This window comes from Candidatus Pantoea formicae (assembly GCF_011752625.1).
Taxonomy (GTDB): Bacteria; Pseudomonadota; Gammaproteobacteria; order Enterobacterales; family Enterobacteriaceae; genus Pantoea; species Pantoea formicae.
The window spans coordinates 122,006-137,634 of record NZ_VWXD01000002.1; the positions used below are offsets into that span (position 1 = coordinate 122,006).

Annotated in this window: 16 protein-coding genes; 3 read left to right on the plus strand and 13 right to left on the minus strand. The window is 53.6% G+C overall.

The features are described 5' to 3' along the window. Positions 1-18 precede the first annotated feature (18 nt). The 12 genes from holB to yceD all read right to left on the minus strand — a co-directional run bounded on the left by holB (position 19) and on the right by yceD (position 9,721). The gene (gene holB / locus F3J38_RS05205; protein ID WP_167135806.1) at positions 19-1,008 is read right to left on the minus strand and encodes a DNA polymerase III subunit delta'; all 990 of its coding nucleotides are present in this window, start codon (positions 1,006-1,008) and stop codon (positions 19-21) included. Continuing rightward, on the minus strand, positions 1,005-1,640 hold the full coding sequence (tmk, locus tag F3J38_RS05210; RefSeq protein ID WP_167135808.1) for a dTMP kinase: 636 nt from the start codon (positions 1,638-1,640) through the stop codon (positions 1,005-1,007). Before tmk ends, holB begins: the two co-directional genes overlap by 4 nt. Beyond that, the gene (gene mltG, locus F3J38_RS05215; RefSeq protein WP_167135810.1) at positions 1,630-2,649 is read right to left on the minus strand and encodes an endolytic transglycosylase MltG; all 1,020 of its coding nucleotides are present in this window, start codon (positions 2,647-2,649) and stop codon (positions 1,630-1,632) included. The genes tmk and mltG overlap by 11 nt, the downstream gene beginning before the upstream one ends. Further along, positions 2,646-3,458 (minus strand): aminodeoxychorismate lyase, encoded by an 813-nt coding sequence (gene pabC / locus F3J38_RS05220; RefSeq protein ID WP_167137044.1) that lies wholly within the window; start codon positions 3,456-3,458, stop codon positions 2,646-2,648. Before pabC ends, mltG begins: the two co-directional genes overlap by 4 nt. Positions 3,459-3,580: 122 nt before the next feature. Then, on the minus strand, positions 3,581-4,822 hold the full coding sequence (fabF, locus tag F3J38_RS05225; protein WP_034830699.1) for a beta-ketoacyl-ACP synthase II: 1,242 nt from the start codon (positions 4,820-4,822) through the stop codon (positions 3,581-3,583). Positions 4,823-4,908: 86 nt separating this feature from the next. Beyond that, positions 4,909-5,145: an acyl carrier protein gene (acpP, locus tag F3J38_RS05230; protein WP_007885774.1), complete on the minus strand. Its 237-nt coding sequence runs from the start codon at positions 5,143-5,145 to the stop codon at positions 4,909-4,911. Positions 5,146-5,298: 153 nt separating this feature from the next. Beyond that, the gene (gene fabG, locus F3J38_RS05235) at positions 5,299-6,033 is read right to left on the minus strand and encodes a 3-oxoacyl-ACP reductase FabG (RefSeq protein ID WP_034830697.1); all 735 of its coding nucleotides are present in this window, start codon (positions 6,031-6,033) and stop codon (positions 5,299-5,301) included. A 10-nt stretch (positions 6,034-6,043) separates the two neighbouring features. Further along, positions 6,044-6,976: an ACP S-malonyltransferase gene (gene fabD / locus F3J38_RS05240; protein ID WP_167137047.1), complete on the minus strand. Its 933-nt coding sequence runs from the start codon at positions 6,974-6,976 to the stop codon at positions 6,044-6,046. 16 nt (positions 6,977-6,992) lie between these two features. Next, on the minus strand, positions 6,993-7,946 hold the full coding sequence (locus F3J38_RS05245; RefSeq protein WP_167135812.1) for a beta-ketoacyl-ACP synthase III: 954 nt from the start codon (positions 7,944-7,946) through the stop codon (positions 6,993-6,995). Next, positions 7,947-8,987: a phosphate acyltransferase PlsX gene (gene plsX, locus F3J38_RS05250; RefSeq protein WP_167135813.1), complete on the minus strand. Its 1,041-nt coding sequence runs from the start codon at positions 8,985-8,987 to the stop codon at positions 7,947-7,949. Between the two features lie 27 nt (positions 8,988-9,014). After that, positions 9,015-9,185, minus strand: coding sequence for a 50S ribosomal protein L32 (rpmF, locus tag F3J38_RS05255; RefSeq protein WP_007885783.1), 171 nt, complete (start codon positions 9,183-9,185; stop codon positions 9,015-9,017). A gap of 14 nt (positions 9,186-9,199) precedes the next feature. Next, entirely contained in the window at positions 9,200-9,721 is a 522-nt protein-coding gene (yceD, locus tag F3J38_RS05260) for a 23S rRNA accumulation protein YceD (RefSeq protein ID WP_167135814.1), read from the minus strand. 143 nt (positions 9,722-9,864) lie between these two features. Here yceD and F3J38_RS05265 point away from each other — a divergent pair, with 143 nt between their 5' ends. Then, a complete protein-coding gene (locus F3J38_RS05265) occupies positions 9,865-10,446 on the plus strand; it encodes a Maf family protein (protein ID WP_205298161.1) in 582 nt (193 codons plus the stop codon). A gap of 11 nt (positions 10,447-10,457) precedes the next feature. Here F3J38_RS05265 and rluC read toward each other — a convergent pair whose 3' ends face one another. Then, positions 10,458-11,414: a 23S rRNA pseudouridine(955/2504/2580) synthase RluC gene (gene rluC / locus F3J38_RS05270; protein WP_167135816.1), complete on the minus strand. Its 957-nt coding sequence runs from the start codon at positions 11,412-11,414 to the stop codon at positions 10,458-10,460. Positions 11,415-11,713: 299 nt separating this feature from the next. Here rluC and F3J38_RS05275 point away from each other — a divergent pair, with 299 nt between their 5' ends. Together F3J38_RS05275 and rne are read left to right on the plus strand one after the other, a co-directional pair. Next, positions 11,714-11,923, plus strand: coding sequence for a hypothetical protein (locus F3J38_RS05275; RefSeq protein ID WP_167135817.1), 210 nt, complete (start codon positions 11,714-11,716; stop codon positions 11,921-11,923). A 65-nt stretch (positions 11,924-11,988) separates the two neighbouring features. After that, on the plus strand, positions 11,989-15,360 hold the full coding sequence (gene rne, locus F3J38_RS05280; protein ID WP_167135818.1) for a ribonuclease E: 3,372 nt from the start codon (positions 11,989-11,991) through the stop codon (positions 15,358-15,360). Positions 15,361-15,629 lie beyond the last annotated feature (269 nt).

The window sequence follows — 15,629 nt, forward strand, 5'->3', positions numbered from 1 at the left end:
AGTTTTCTCTTTGTTCATTTAACCGACGGTCGCGGGCGTAATCAACTGTCCCCAGGCTAACAGTCGGTCGGTCAAAATCAGTTCACGATTCAGTGCAGCGACATGTAAAAGCTGCTTACGGCACTGCATCCACTGCTGTGCGCTGGCATTCAAGGCGCTGCTGTTGAGCTGCTGAGCCAGCTGTGTGACCACATCAGGACGATCGCCATTGCTGAGCCAATTACTGGCACCTTGCTGCACTTTCATTGCATCAACCAGCAGCGAAATCAGCCAACTCAGACGCTCTGCCACATCGTCACTGTTTAACGCAGGCAAAAGTTGCAATACATCACCGTTCAATGCGGTCAACAACATTGCGCACAGCTTCTCACGTGCCTGCCAGCGTTCAGGCTGCAGCAGTGCTAAGGCTGCTGCAGGTGCTCCGTTGCTTAACCGCAAAGCGGCACGCAACACCGCTTCCGATTGCGGCTGCTGCTTTTGCAGCCAGGGTAAACTCTGAATCTCCTCCGGCGGAGACAGATGCCACGTCATACAGCGACTGCGTAGCGTGGCCAGTAACCGCGAGGGTTCGCGTACGCTGAGAAAGAACCAGCAGTTTGCAGGCGGCTCTTCCAGCGTTTTCAACAGGGCGTTGGCCGCAGCTTCAGTGAGCTGAGCAGCATCCGGTAGCCAGACAATCTTGGCCCCACCCTGCTGAGCAAAATGGTAGAGCTTTTCAGTGACATCTCTGACCGCGTCGATGCCCAATGAAGATTTGCCCTTTTCAGCTTCCAACCGATACCAGTCAGGGTGTGTATGCGCCTGCATCAACTGACAGCCATGGCAATGCCCGCAACTTTTTAACCCCTCCGGCTGCTGGCACATCAACCATCGGCTGACACCCCAAACCAGCGCATCATCTCCCATACCCTCAATGGCTTGAATCAGTAAGGCGTGATGCGCCTGCCCAGCCTGATGACGGGTGATAATCTGCCGATAAGGCTGGTTCAGCCACGGATACCAGTTCATGCCATCTGGCCTGCTAGCCAGTTACGCAATGCCAGCTGAAGCGATGATGTTACGCCACTGATATTTTGTGTCGCATCGATGGTGATAATCGAAGGGTCGGACTCCGCTAAGGCGAGATAACGTTCACGCGTGCGCTCAAAAAAGCGCAGCGATTCCTGTTCGATGCGATCCAGCTCTCCGCGTGCACGTGCACGTTGCAAACCAATTTCTGGCGTCACATCCAGATAAAGCGTGAGGTCGGGACGAAAATCACCGAGCACGGCATCGCGTAGCGTGGTCATCAACTGCGTGTCCAAACCACGACCGCCGCCCTGATAGGCTTGTGAGGATAAATCATGACGATCGCCAATCACCCACGCGCCGCGTGCCAGAGCAGGTTTGATCACATTCTCCACCAACTGCACACGTGCTGCGTACAGCATCAACAATTCGGCTTTATCAGTCACCTGTTCGCCATCTATCCCCTGTTTAACCAGGACACGTAATTGCTCAGCGAGCGGCGTCCCACCGGGTTCACGGGTAAAGACGACATCATGAATACCCTGCTCATGCAGAACCGCGACCACTGCATCACGCGCTGTGGTCTTGCCTGCACCCTCCAGGCCCTCAATGACGATAAACTTACTTTTCATTTTTTTCCTTCATAGCCAGTCGGTATACCTGCACCGCTTTATTGTGACTGGCGAGATTGGTGGTAAAGGTATGACCGCCTTTACCATCAGCAACAAAATAGAGGTAATTTGTTTTCTCTGGATGCGCCGCAGCTTCCAGTGAGGCACGCCCCGGCATGGCAATGGGACCGGGCGGCAAGCCACTGATGCTATAGGTATTGTAATCGGTTGGCGTTTCCAGATCTTTACGCGTCAAGGTGCCGGTATAGCTGTCTCCCATCCCATAAATCACGGTGGGATCAGTTTGCAACTTCATGCCGGTACGCAGGCGGTTGATAAACACTGACGCAACCCGTGCGCGCTCTTCACTCACGCCGGTTTCTTTCTCGATGATCGATGCCATCGTCACCAGGTCCTGCTCTTTTTTATAAGGCAGATTATCCATGCGGCCCTGCCAGATTTCATCGACCAGCTTATTCATGCGGGCGTGAGCACGCTCTAACAGCGCCACATCGCTGGTATTGGCGGTGTAGAGGTAAGTATCCGGGTAAAAAGCGCCCTCGAGCTGGCTGGCATCCAGTTTCAAGGCGGTCGCCACCGTGGCAAACTCATCGTCCGTCAGCGTGTGTTTGATGTAAGGCGCTTTGCGCAGTTCTGCCAGCCACTCTTTAAGACGAGAGCCTTCAACAAAACGTACCGGGAATTGAGCCTCTTTGCCACTGGCTAACAACTCAAGCAGTTGGCGCACCGTCATGTTGCTTTCCAGCCGATAGGTTCCCGCTTTGAATTTGGCCAACTCCGGCTCAAGTTTCAGCAACGGGCCGAACCAGATGCTGTCAGGAATGATGTGCTGGCTCTCCAGCTGCGCTTCCAACACCACGCGACCACTGCCTGCGGGTAGCGTGTAAATGGTTTCCTGGTTGATGGTCAAAGGTGTATCGGCTAAACGTTGAATCTGCCAATAACTAAATGCAGCCGCGAGGCCTGCAATCGCCACCGCGCTGGCGAAAATTTTTTTCATTCGGGTCATGATGCTTCCATCGTCTGGCAACTGGCCTGCAGTTGCTGATACAGCGTGCGTGCGGTAAATGAGACATCGTCAATTTTCCGCACAGGTAAAACCGGCATCAGGGCATTGCAAATCACCACTTCATCGGCGTTCAGTACATCGTCCCTGCTGCCGTCAATCAACTGACAAGCCTGGCCTGATCGCGCCATTTGCGCCATCAGATAACGGCGCATAATGCCGTTAACGCCTGCTTGTTCAAGGCGCGGCGTAAAAATGTTATTGCCTTTGCGCCAGAATAAATTGGCCGCACAGCATTCCACCACCGTCCCCGCAGTGTCAAGCACCAGCGCTTCGTCAGCTTCCGACTGATCAAGATGATGGCGAATCAGTACTTGTTCCAGTCGGTTAAGATGCTTAAGTCCCGCCAGCAAGGGATTGCGCGCCAGCGTGATCGGGCTGGTCACAAGGGACGCACCCTGCTGTTGCAAGGTTGCGTAATGCTGCGGCCAGGGTGAAAGTGACAGAATGCGTGTCGGTGCCGCGCAGCCCTTGCGGCTGTAGCCTCGACCGCCTGCGCCTGGCGTCAAAATCACTTTCAATACAGCTTGGCTTTGCTGGGCGGCAATCTGCTGCATCTCGGTTGCCAACTGCGGCAGATTGGGTAATGGCATAAACAAGCGCTCACAGCTTTCTTGCAATCGCTGTAAATGGGCTGCCAATAACTGGATTTTGCCGTCCAGTATGGCCGCCGTTGTAAAACAACCGTCACCAAACTGTACCGCGCGATCCCGCGCAGCAATGTCGGTCTGTTCAATGCCGTTTATCCACATAGCCATTGCCCCTAACTACTGTGCTGTCTGAATACCACTGACAGAAGTAAGAATCCACGTTGTTGCGTGACAAAATATAAAAAAGGCCCGCAATGCGGGCCTCTGTTTGGGCTAGGTAGGGATTATACCTTGCGGAAGATCAGCGAGCCGTTGGTGCCGCCAAATCCGAAGGAGTTACACAACGTGTACTCCAATCCACTCACCTGACGCGCCGTATGCGGCACGAAGTCAAGGTCGCAACCTTCATCTGGGTTATCCAGGTTGATGGTTGGTGGAACCGCTTGATCGCGCAGCGCCAGAATCGAATAAATCGCTTCTACCGCGCCTGCTGCACCCAGCAAGTGGCCGGTCATGGATTTGGTAGAGCTCACCATAACGCTGTGAGCCGCTGCACCAAATACAGACTTGACCGCCTGAGCTTCAGCTTTGTCACCCGCTGGCGTTGAGGTGCCATGCGCGTTGACGTAGCCAATCTGTTCAGCATTCAGCTGCGCATCACGCAATGCATTCACCATCGCGGCGGCTGCACCTGAACCATCCTCCGGCGGAGACGTCATGTGGTAAGCATCGCTGCTCATGCCGAAACCGATGATTTCAGCATAAATTTTCGCACCGCGCTTTTTCGCATGCTCGTACTCTTCCAGCACCACAATGCCCGCACCGTCACCCAACACGAAACCATCACGGTCTTTATCCCACGGACGGCTTGCCGCCTGCGGATTATCGTTGTTGGTGGAAAGCGCACGTGCAGCACCAAAGCCACCTACACCCAGCGGGGTACTGGCTTTTTCAGCACCACCGGCCAGCATGACATCGGCGTCGTTGTACGCAATGATACGCGCAGCATGACCAATGTTATGCACGCCTGAAGTACAAGCGGTAGCAATTGAAATGCTTGGACCTTTCAGACCGTACATGATGGTCAGGTGACCAGCCACCATGTTAACAATGGTAGAAGGAACAAAGAACGGGCTGATTTTGCGCGGACCGCCGTTGACCAGAGAACTGTGGTTATCTTCAATCAAACCCAGTCCGCCGATGCCGGAACCGATTGCCGCACCGATGCGACCGGCATTCTCATCAGTTACGACCAGACCGGAGTCTGCCATAGCTTGAATACCGGCAACAATCCCGTATTGGATGAAGTCATCCATCTTGCGCTGATCTTTGCGCGAGATGAATTCATCGCAATTAAAATCTCTTACTAAGCCCGCAAAGCGTGTTGCGTAGGCACTAGTATCAAAATGGTCGATCAGGCTGATGCCGCTCTGACCGGCAAGGAGAGCACTCCAGGTAGACTCTACGGTATTGCCGACAGGAGACAACATGCCAAGACCAGTCACAACTACACGACGCTTAGACACGTACGTCCTCCAGGGAGGGAAAAAATAACGCTATGTGGGGCAAACATAAAACTCAGGCGGTCGAGGTGACCGCCTGAAGATATTCATTAGCCTTGGTGGCTATTGATGTAATCGATCGCTGCCTGAACGGTAGTGATTTTCTCAGCTTCTTCGTCTGGAATTTCAGTATCAAACTCTTCTTCCAGAGCCATTACCAGCTCAACGGTGTCAAGAGAATCTGCACCCAGGTCTTCAACGAAAGAAGCAGTGTTAATCACTTCGTCTTCTTTAACACCCAGCTGCTCAGCTACGATTTTCTTAACGCGTTGTTCGATATCGCTCATACTATTTAATTTCCTATCAAAACTCGCTTTCGCGATGGTTTTCGTAGTGTATAAAATGTTGAAAAAGATGCAACAAAATCCCGGCTGGTCGAACCACGATTTTGCGCTATTCTGCGGTGTTTACCGCAGATAATGCAAATGTTTTCGTGATTATCAGACCATGTACATGCCGCCATTGACGTGCAGCGTCTCACCCGTGATGTAAGAGGCTTCGTCAGAGGCTAAGAATGCAACAGCATTGGCAATCTCCTGCGGGTCGCCTAAACGACCTGCCGGCACTTCTGCCAAAATACCAGAACGTTGATCTTCGTTCAGTGCACGCGTCATGTCCGTCTCAATAAAGCCCGGAGCCACGACGTTTACGGTAATGCCACGTGACGCGACTTCTCGCGCCAGTGATTTGCTAAAGCCAATCAAACCTGCTTTTGCTGCCGCATAGTTTGTTTGGCCCGCGTTACCCATGGTTCCAACTACAGAACCGATGGTAATGATACGGCCCACGCGTTTTTTCATCATGGCACGCATAACCGCCTTAGAAAGACGGAAGACAGATGTCAGGTTGGTATCGAGGATATCCGCCCATTCATCGTCCTTCATGCGCATCAGCAGATTGTCACGCGTAATGCCTGCATTATTGACTAAAATATCCACTTCGCCAAATTCAGCGCGAACTTTCTCGAGCACGCTCTCAATGGAAGCGGCATCGGTGACGTTCAACAGCAGACCTTTACCGTTATCGCCGAGGTAAGCACTGATTGCTTCCGCACCGCTTTCACTGGTGGCAGTTCCCACCACTTTCGCACCGCGTGCCACCAACGTTTCCGCGATCGCACGACCAATGCCGCGGCTTGCGCCAGTCACCAGCGCTACTTTACCTTCAAAGCTCATGTTTTTCCTCTTATTCCTGTGTAAGCGCAGCATTCAGTGATGCAGAGTCGTTCACTGCGGCTGCGGTCAGGCTGTCCACAATACGTTTGGTCAAACCGGTCAGGACTTTACCTGGACCGATTTCCAGCAACTGGCCAACGCCTTGTGTTGCGATAAATTCAACGGCTTCCGTCCAACGCACCGGGCTATACAGCTGGCGGACCAGTGCACTGCGAATCGCAGTTGCATCGGTTTCGCACTTCACGTCAACGTTGTTAACAACCGGCACGGTTGGCGCACTGAAGGTAATGCTTTCCAGTGCAACCGCCAGTTTATCCGCTGCGGGCTTCATCAACGCACAGTGTGATGGCACGCTGACAGGCAACGGTAAAGCACGCTTTGCACCTGCAGCCTTACAAGCTGCACCAGCACGTTCAACGGCTTCTTTGTTGCCCGCAATCACCACTTGGCCCGGCGAGTTAAAGTTGACAGGAGACACCACCTGACCTTGCGCACTCTCTTCGCAAGCTTTACGGATCGATTCATCATCGAGGCCGATAATCGCTTGCATCGCACCTGTGCCTTCCGGTACGGCTTCCTGCATCAGCTTACCGCGCAGTTCGACCAGTTTAATGGCATCGGCAAAGTTCAGCACGCCAGCACAAACCAGCGCAGAGTATTCACCCAAGCTGTGGCCAGCCATCAGCGCAGGCTGTGGGCCGTTTTTGCTCTGCCAGACGCGATAGATGGCAACAGAAGCCGCCAGCAATGCAGGTTGGGTCTGCCAGGTTTTATTCAGCTCTTCAGCCGGGCCTTGTTGCACCAGCTGCCATAAGTCGTAACCCAGTGCATCAGAAGCTTCACGGAAGGTGGCTTCAACCTGCGGATTTTCGACAGCCAAGTCAGCCAACATGCCAACGGTCTGCGAACCCTGTCCTGGGAAAACAAAAGCAAATTGCGTCATCATTCGTTCCTGTCAATCAAAAGCGAACCAGCGCCGAACCCCAGGTGAAACCGCCACCAAAGGCTTCAAGCAGAATCAGATGTCCTGGCTTGATACGACCATCGCGCACCGCTTCATCCAGTGCAGTAGGCACTGACGCAGCAGAAGTGTTGCCGTGGCGATCCAGTGTCACCACCACTTTTTCCATACCCATGCCGAGCTTTCTGGCGGTTGCGCTGATAATGCGCAGGTTGGCCTGATGCGGCACCAGCCAGTCGAGCATTTCACGGTCAAGGTTATTGGCTTGCAGCGTCTCGTCCACGATGTGGGCAAGTTCGGTCACAGCCACTTTAAAGACTTCGTTACCGGCCATCGTGAGATAGGCAGGCTCATCCTGATGTTCACGATCTTGGTACGGTAGCGTCAACAGCTTGCCATAACGACCATCAGCATGCAGATGCGTTGACAGGATACCCGGTTCTTCACTTTGACCCAGTACCACAGCACCTGCGCCGTCACCAAACAGAATAATGGTGCCACGATCGTTAGGATCGAGGGTGCGGGCTAAGACGTCCGCACCGATCACCAACGCATGTTTAACCGCACCATTCTTGATGTACTGATCGGCAACGCTAAGTGCATAAGTGAAACCTGCACATGCAGCAGCCAGATCGAAAGAAGCACAGTCATTAATCTCCAGCATCTGCTGGATCATGCACGCTGAACTTGGGAAGGCATGGCTTGAAGAGGTGGTCGCCACAATAATCAGGCCGACATCGCTGGCCGCAACACCTGCCATCTCTAGCGCGCGCTGTGCAGCCGCAAAGCCCATAGTGGCAACCGTTTCATCTGGCGCGGCAATGCGGCGCTCACGGATACCGGTACGCGTGACAATCCACTCGTCCGAAGTCTCCACCATTTTTTCCAGATCCGCATTGGAGCGAACCTGCTCAGGCAAATAGCTGCCCGTACCGATAATTTTGGTAAACATCTACGCTTTGTCACTCCTGGCTAATACAGCGTCAAGGCGCGCCGCAATCCTCTCTGGGACTTGCCTGCGCACCGCCTGCTCTGCCTGCTCTATCGCCACGGCAAACGCACGTTGATTCGCCGCACCGTGGCTTTTGATCACTGTCCCGCGCAATCCTAACAGACAAGCGCCATTGTACTGGTCGGGGTTGAGATGGCCGAAACGTTTAGCCAGACGCTTTTGTAACCAGCGCCCGACCCATTTCAACCACCACGCCCGTTTTTTCCCATCCTCTGACGACTTGAGCAGAGAAAGAAACATTCTTACCACGCCTTCCATGGTTTTAAGCGTGACGTTTCCCACGAAGCCATCACAGACCAGCACATCCGTCTTGCCGGTGAGGAGATCGTTCCCCTCAAGGTAACCAATATAGTTGATTTGCGGTGAGTCTCGCAGAACCGCAGATGCTGTACGAATCGTTTCCAGCCCTTTGGTCTCTTCCTGACCAATGTTGAGTAAGGCAACACGCGGTTGCGTTATCTCCAACACCTCTTCGGCCATCACCGCACCCATAATGGCAAACTGCACCAGCATTTCGCTGTCGGAGTCGACGTTGGCCCCGAGGTCTAACACCACCGTTTTGCCATGCTGCTGATGCGGTAACACTGTCATCAACGCCGGGCGTTCAATGCCCTCCAGCGGCTTCAACAGCATTTTTGCCAGCCCCATTAACGCGCCGGTATTACCCGCACTGATACAGGCTTGCGCGTTACCCTCTTTCACCTGTTCTAACGCCACACGCATCGAGCTGCCGCGGCTGTTTCGAATGGCTTGAGAAGGCTTGGCATCACTTGCAATAACCGATTCGGCAGGAATAACCTGCACACGCCCCAGTAACGAGGAATCTGCTTTGGCAAGAAATGACGAGATGATGTCGGGATCACCGACCAGAAGAAGAACCAGATGCGTATGAGAGGCCAGTGCCTGCAAGGATGCAGGCACTGTCACGCAGGGACCGAAGTCCCCGCCCATGGCATCAACTGCCAGGGTCAAACGTGTCAAGGTATCGCCTTGCGTAACCGCAAAGAATTACTTGGTGATAACCTTGCGACCGCGGTAGTAACCATCCGCAGTGATATGGTGACGCAGATGAGTTTCGCCAGAAACTTTATCTACTGACAGAGCTGCGGTGGTCAGCGCATCGTGCGAACGACGCATACCACGCTTAGAACGGGTTGGTTTATTCTGTTGTACGGCCATGGACCTTACTCCTATTACTTACGCTTTAAACTGGCTAATACGGCAAATGGATTTGGTTTTTCTGCCTCTGCAGGCAACTTCCCAAATACCATGTCCGCGTCGGACACTTCACAGTGTTCAGAATCATGCACCGGAACTACAGGCAGCGCGAGGATGAGTTCATCTTCGATAACTGCCAGCAAGTCGATTTCGCCGAAATCATTGATATCAACTGGCTCGTAAGCTTCCGGCAGTGCCTCGGCCTGCTCATCAGAAGAGACAGGACTGAAGCAATAGCTTACGTGGACAGCATGCGGGAATGACTGGTTGCAGCGTTGACACGACAATGTCACCTGCACATCAGCTGTTCCTTGCAGAACCGCTAAGCGCTGGTTGTCAATCGCAAACGACATGGTGCATTCCACATCACTGTCCACACTCACGACCGTTTCGGCCAAGCGCGCCACCAATTCAGGTGCATACACACCTTGGTAATCAAGGCGCTTTTGCGCGGCACGGGCCACATCGATCGTCAGGGGTAATTTTACCTTTTGCATAGGGCGCGCATATTAACTTTGTAACGTCATAGAGTCAAAGAAAAAGGCCGGTTTACAGCATCTTTCACCCGTTAGTCGCATCCAGTGCGGCGCATAGTTTAAAATGACTGTCATCTTTACGCTATCTATTCTGAAAAAAAATGATGACACCCCTAATCCTTGCTTCCACCTCGCCTTTCCGTCAGTCACTTTTGAGCAAACTTGGCCTGCCGTTTATGGCTGTCGCGCCACAGTGTGACGAAACCCCACGGGCCGGTGAATCTGCGCAAAATCTGGTTCAGCGTCTGGCATTAGGCAAGGCGCAGGCGTTAGCCACCGACTATCCCGGCCACTGGATTATCGGTTCAGACCAGGTTTGTGTACTGAATGGCTCCATCACGGGTAAACCTCATACTGTCGAGAATGCCTGTCAGCAACTCGCTGCAGCGAGCGGCAAAATTATTACCTTTTATACTGGCTTGGCACTGATTCAACCGCAAAGCGGGCAACAGTTCGTCATCTGTGAACCTTTCAACGTGCACTTTCGCTCATTGAGCACAGCTGAGATTCGTCACTATGTCGAAAAGGAGCAGCCGTTGAACTGTGCGGGTAGTTTTAAAAGTGAAGGGATGGGGATTTGTCTGTTTGAACAGCTAGAAGGACGTGATCCCAATACGCTGATTGGTTTACCGCTGATCGCTTTGAATCAGATGCTGCTAAAAGTGGGCATCAACGCATTAAGCTGATGCCCGGAACATCAGGCTTTTTTGTTACGCAACTGTGTCAGACAGCGCTTTAGCGCGCCATCAAGCGGCGCTTCCATCCGCAACACTTCTCCGGTGTTCGGATGGGTGAAGGTCAGTGCTGCCGCGTGCAAGAACAGCCGCGCCAAACCCGTTGAAGCGAGTTGGCGATCAAACTCACGGTCGCCATAGCGATCGTCGAAAGCGATAGGATGGCCGCCATGCAGCGTATGGACGCGAATCTGATGCGTGCGGCCGGTCACCGGACTCGCCTTCACTAAGGTCGCGAAACCAAAACGCTCTTCCACTTTGAAACGCGTTTCTGAAGGTTTACCTTCAGCACTGACACGCACCACGCGTTCACCGCTCTGCAGAATGTTTTTCAGCAGCGGTGCCTGCACCACTTTCAGATGCGAAGGCCAGTCACCACGCACCAGTGCCAGGTAATCTTTCTGCATCCCTTTTTCGCGTAACTGCTCGTGCAGCGAACGCAATGCCGAACGTTTCTTAGCCACCAGCAAAATGCCGGAGGTGTCACGATCGAGGCGATGGACTAATTCCAGGAAACGCGCTTCCGGTCGTAACGCGCGCAAACCTTCAATCACGCCAAAACTCAGCCCGCTGCCACCATGTACCGCTGTACCTGAAGGCTTATTGAGGACTAACAGGTGATCATCTTCATACAGGATGGCATCCGCCAGCGCGGCAACCTTATCCAGTTTCGGTGATACCGCCTGGTCTTCACGCTCGGCCACGCGCACCGGCGGAATGCGTACTTCATCCCCTTCTTGCAACTTGTACTCGGGTTTGACGCGCCCTTTATTCACTCGCACTTCGCCTTTACGCAAAATGCGATAAATCATACTTTTCGGCACGCCCTTGAGTTGGGTGCGCAAAAAGTTATCAATTCGTTGTTCGGCATTTTCAGCCGTAATGGCGACATAAAGTACGCCGGGATTCTCTGTTTTCATGGCGGCGATTCTAAATAGTGTCCCCGGATAGCGCCACCCCTTTTTCTGTGCTTAACTCTCTCTTTATCGCGTTGGGAAAAGGTCATAATGATGACTTTTTCATCGATACGATGTTAAGCCCTGCAAATGAACAGGTTAAGGACGCACAAACTTCACAGCTCGGCAAAAGTCGCCTTGCTATATGTTGGTGAGCAATGGAATAATGCAGGGGTTTCTGTCCTGGAAAGAGTCAGGCAGGAAAAAGAGCGAAATTAAGGTATTTTGCCGGATAAAACGGACACGCAGCAATGGCGTAAGACGTGATGTTTAATCAGGCACTTAGCGGGCTGCGGGTTGCGGCCTGGACGACAGACTGGGATGTGTGGATTTCTGAATACTCTGTAGCATTTCCACCTTCAGGCGCTGGTTTTCCTTATGAAAAACAGGCCACCGACAAGATTTGCGCCTCTTTAGCCGCCGACAACCGTGAGGTTGACGTCAGTGCATTAAGACACGAGGCCATCGGTTGATTCTCGTCCATGGGTAACGATGCCCGCAGCTTTATCACTCATGTGAGAATAACGAGTAAGTCACGATGAAAAGAATGTTAATTAACGCAACTCAGCAGGAGGAGTTGCGCGTTGCCCTTGTTGACGGACAACGTCTGTACGATCTGGATATCGAAAGCCCCGGACACGAGCAGAAAAAAGCCAACATTTACAAAGGTAAAATCACCCGTGTTGAACCCAGCCTTGAAGCTGCGTTTGTCGACTACGGTGCTGAACGTCACGGTTTTCTCCCTCTTAAAGAAATTTCCCGCGAATATTTCCCTGCCAATTACAACGCACATGGTCGTCCAAACATCAAAGATGTGCTGCGTGAAGGCCAGGAAGTTATCGTTCAGATTGATAAAGAGGAGCGCGGAAATAAAGGTGCAGCACTGACAACCTTTATTTCACTGGCCGGTAGCTATCTGGTTCTGATGCCTAACAACCCTCGCGCCGGTGGTATTTCTCGCCGTATCGAAGGTGATGACCGTACCGAGCTGAAAGAAGCCCTCTCCGCGCTGGAATTGCCAGAAGGTATGGGGCTGATCGTCCGCACCGCAGGCGTCGGCAAATCTGCCGAGTCACTGCAGTGGGACCTCAGCTTCCGCCTGAAACACTGGGAAGCGATTAAAAAAGCCGCCGATAGCCGCCCTGCTCCTTTCCTGATCCATCAGGAAAGTAACGTGATTGTGCGCGCTTTCCGCGACTACCTGCGCCAGGATATCGGTGAAATCCTCATCGATAACCCAAAAGTCCTGGAGCTGGCTCGTCAGCACATCGCGGCTCTTGGCCGTCCAGACTTCAGCAGCAAAATCAAACTGTACACCGGTGAAATCCCGCTGTTCAGCCACTACCAAATCGAATCGCAGATTGAATCTGCTTTCCAGCGCGAAGTGCGTTTGCCTTCCGGTGGTTCGATTGTTATCGACAGCACCGAAGCGTTAACCGCTATCGACATCAACTCCGCTCGCGCAACACGCGGGGGTGATATCGAAGAAACGGCGTTTAACACCAACCTGGAAGCAGCCGATGAGATCGCTCGCCAACTGCGTCTGCGTGACCTCGGTGGCCTGATTGTCATCGACTTCATCGACATGACCCCTGTTCGCCACCAGCGCGCGGTAGAAAACCGTCTGCGCGAAGCGGTGCGTCAGGATCGTGCGCGTATTCAGATCAGCCATATCTCTCGCTTTGGCCTGTTGGAAATGTCGCGTCAGCGTCTCAGCCCATCTTTGGGTGAATCCAGCCATCACGTCTGCCCACGCTGTAGCGGTACGGGTACCATTCGTGATAACGAATCGCTGTCGCTGTCGATTCTCCGCTTAATCGAAGAAGAAGCGCTGAAAGACAACACCAAAGAAGTGCATGCGATTGTGCCTGTGCCTGTCGCGTCCTACCTGCTGAACGAAAAGCGTGATGCAGTCAGTGCGATTGAGAAACGTCAGGGCGGCGTGCGTGCCGTTATCGTGCCAAACGATCAGATGGAAACGCCACACTACTCAGTCCTGCGCGTGCGCAAGGGTGAAGAGACACAAACGCTCTCTTATCACCTGCCGAAACTGCATGAAGCGGAAATGGCTCTGCCTTCCGAGGAAGAGAGTGCCGAGCGTCGTCGTCCTGAGCAGCCAGCACTGGCTGCTTTCGTGATGCCAGATGCGCCACCTGCGCCAGTTGAGGTTGAACAAGAGATTAAGCCAACTGCAAAAGCAGAAGCTAAGCCGACTAAAGCAGTGGCGGCACCTGCCGCTGCCGCTAACCCAGGCTTTATTGCACGTCTGTTAGGCGGCTTGAAAAAACTGTTTGCCGGCGATGCGCCAGCAGCTGCACCAGCAGAAGTGAAAACGGAAGAGAAACCGGCTGCTGAGAGTGAAAATAACGCTCAGCGTGGTGACCGTCGTAACAATCGCCGCAGCAATAATCGTCGTGAGCGCACACCGCGTAATGGCGAGAATGCTCAGGGTCGTGAAGGCCGCGAGCCACGTGAAGCACGCGAACCTCGCGAGTCTCGTGAACCGCGCGAAGCCCGCGAGCCACGTGACAACCAAGACAATCGCCGCAACAAGCGTCAAAACGAGCCACGTGGCGAGCGTCCGGCACTGACCGAAGAGCAGTTGCAGCAGCGTGATGAGCAGCAGCAACAACGTCGCGAACAGCGTGCTGAGCGTCAGCGTCGTCGTCAGGAAGAGAAACGTAATCAGCAGCAGGATCAAAAAGCCGCTGAGACCGTGGCCCAGACCGATACCGTTGATGAAGGCGTTGCGCAGGAAGAAGAGCGTGTGCAAGTGATGCCTCGTCGCAAACAACGTCAATTGACCCAGCGCGTGCGTGTGGGTGATACGACTGAAGTCGCGGCCGAGATTCCAACACCTGTCGCCACCGAAGCTGCCGTTGAAACCGCACAGCGTGTGCAGTTCAATGAACAAGCTGAAGTGGTGCAGGAAGACCAGGAAGAAGGCGATAGCCGTGATAGCGCCAATATGCCGCGCCGTTCACGTCGTTCCCCGCGTCATCTGCGTGTCAGTGGCCAGCGCCGTCGTCGCTATCGTGACGAGCGTTACCCAACACAGTCTGCAATGCCGCTGGAATCTGCTGCTGCCTCTCCAGAGATGGCGTCAGGCAAAGTTTGGATTACCTACCCGGTTGCCCAGACCCACGAGCAGTTCACCTCTCAGGAGGCGCTGAACGAAATGCCAGAATACGGCTATGATGCCCCAGCGGCGGAAGAACAGCCGGTAGCCGTTGAAGCCGCATCAGCCGTCGTGGCGCAGCCAGAAACACAAGAAATTGTTCATCAGGTTGAACCGCAGGCACACACTGAAGTGCCGGTGGTGAATACCGATGATCTTTCACCTGTAGCTGCCCCTGTTAACGAAGAGCCTGCTGTGATTTCTGCAGCTCAAGAGCAGACGGCACAAGCAACAGCTGCTGAAGCCGTCTCGGCGGTTGAAGTTGAAGATGCACCTATTGCAGCTGTTCCGGTTACTGAGGTTGAAACGGCTCCAGTAGAAGCGGTTGCTGCTCCGGTTGAAGAAGCCGCAGCTGAACCTGTCACCGCGCGCGTAAGCGAAGCCGTTGAGACAGCTCAGCAGGCACCGGCAGAGGTTGCACCAGCGGTTGAAGCCCAGGTGGAAGAAGTTCTGAGTGCGCCTGTTGCTGCGGAAGCACCTGTTACCTCAGTGGTTGAACCTCATGCCCCTGTTGCTGCACGTGATACCGCAGTGAACCATGCTGAAACCCGCTGGAAACATCACGCAACGGCACCGATGACGAAAGCACCAGCCCCCGCTTGGGAGCCAGAACCCGTTCGCCACAGTGACTGGGTACGTCCGGTGTTCGACTTTGACGGTCGCGGTTCTGCAGGTGGCCACAGCGCTACCCATCAGGCAACTGCACCGGCAACGCGTCCAGAGAGCGTTTAAGTCTCAGCAGTAAAATAGCCTTACCTAAACCCCGACTTGTTCGGGGTTTTTTATTGGTTTTTTTCCTGAAAAGTAAGACTGTTATCCATCGCGCAGTCTCTCAGCAAGAGCGCCAGTGACAGATGGCATTGCCAGATCACCCCACTCTCTTCAGCGCTTCACAACCTTCGCGGTTGGCGATTCGAAACAGGCAAAAAAAATCCCACGCCTCGAAAGGCAGTGGGAGAAACTAAGCGCGCCCGGTTTAAGCACGCTCAAATTTTCAGGTC

Bases quoted from the DNA above. Each gene is read 5' to 3' on its own strand.
- holB (WP_167135806.1), bottom strand. From the start codon at position 1,008: ATGAACTGGTATCCGTGGCTGAACCAGCCTTATCGGCAGATTATCACC.
- tmk (WP_167135808.1), bottom strand. From the start codon at position 1,640: ATGAAAAGTAAGTTTATCGTCATTGAGGGCCTGGAGGGTGCAGGCAAG.
- mltG (WP_167135810.1), bottom strand. From the start codon at position 2,649: ATGACCCGAATGAAAAAAATTTTCGCCAGCGCGGTGGCGATTGCAGGC.
- pabC (WP_167137044.1), bottom strand. From the start codon at position 3,458: ATGTGGATAAACGGCATTGAACAGACCGACATTGCTGCGCGGGATCGC.
- acpP (WP_007885774.1), bottom strand. From the start codon at position 5,145: ATGAGCGATATCGAACAACGCGTTAAGAAAATCGTAGCTGAGCAGCTG.
- fabG (WP_034830697.1), bottom strand. From the start codon at position 6,033: ATGAGCTTTGAAGGTAAAGTAGCGCTGGTGACTGGCGCAAGCCGCGGC.
- fabD (WP_167137047.1), bottom strand. From the start codon at position 6,976: ATGACGCAATTTGCTTTTGTTTTCCCAGGACAGGGTTCGCAGACCGTT.
- F3J38_RS05245 (WP_167135812.1), bottom strand. From the start codon at position 7,946: ATGTTTACCAAAATTATCGGTACGGGCAGCTATTTGCCTGAGCAGGTT.
- rpmF (WP_007885783.1), bottom strand. From the start codon at position 9,185: ATGGCCGTACAACAGAATAAACCAACCCGTTCTAAGCGTGGTATGCGT.
- yceD (WP_167135814.1), bottom strand. From the start codon at position 9,721: ATGCAAAAGGTAAAATTACCCCTGACGATCGATGTGGCCCGTGCCGCG.
- F3J38_RS05265 (WP_205298161.1), top strand. From the start codon at position 9,865: ATGACACCCCTAATCCTTGCTTCCACCTCGCCTTTCCGTCAGTCACTT.
- rluC (WP_167135816.1), bottom strand. From the start codon at position 11,414: ATGAAAACAGAGAATCCCGGCGTACTTTATGTCGCCATTACGGCTGAA.
- rne (WP_167135818.1), top strand. From the start codon at position 11,989: ATGAAAAGAATGTTAATTAACGCAACTCAGCAGGAGGAGTTGCGCGTT.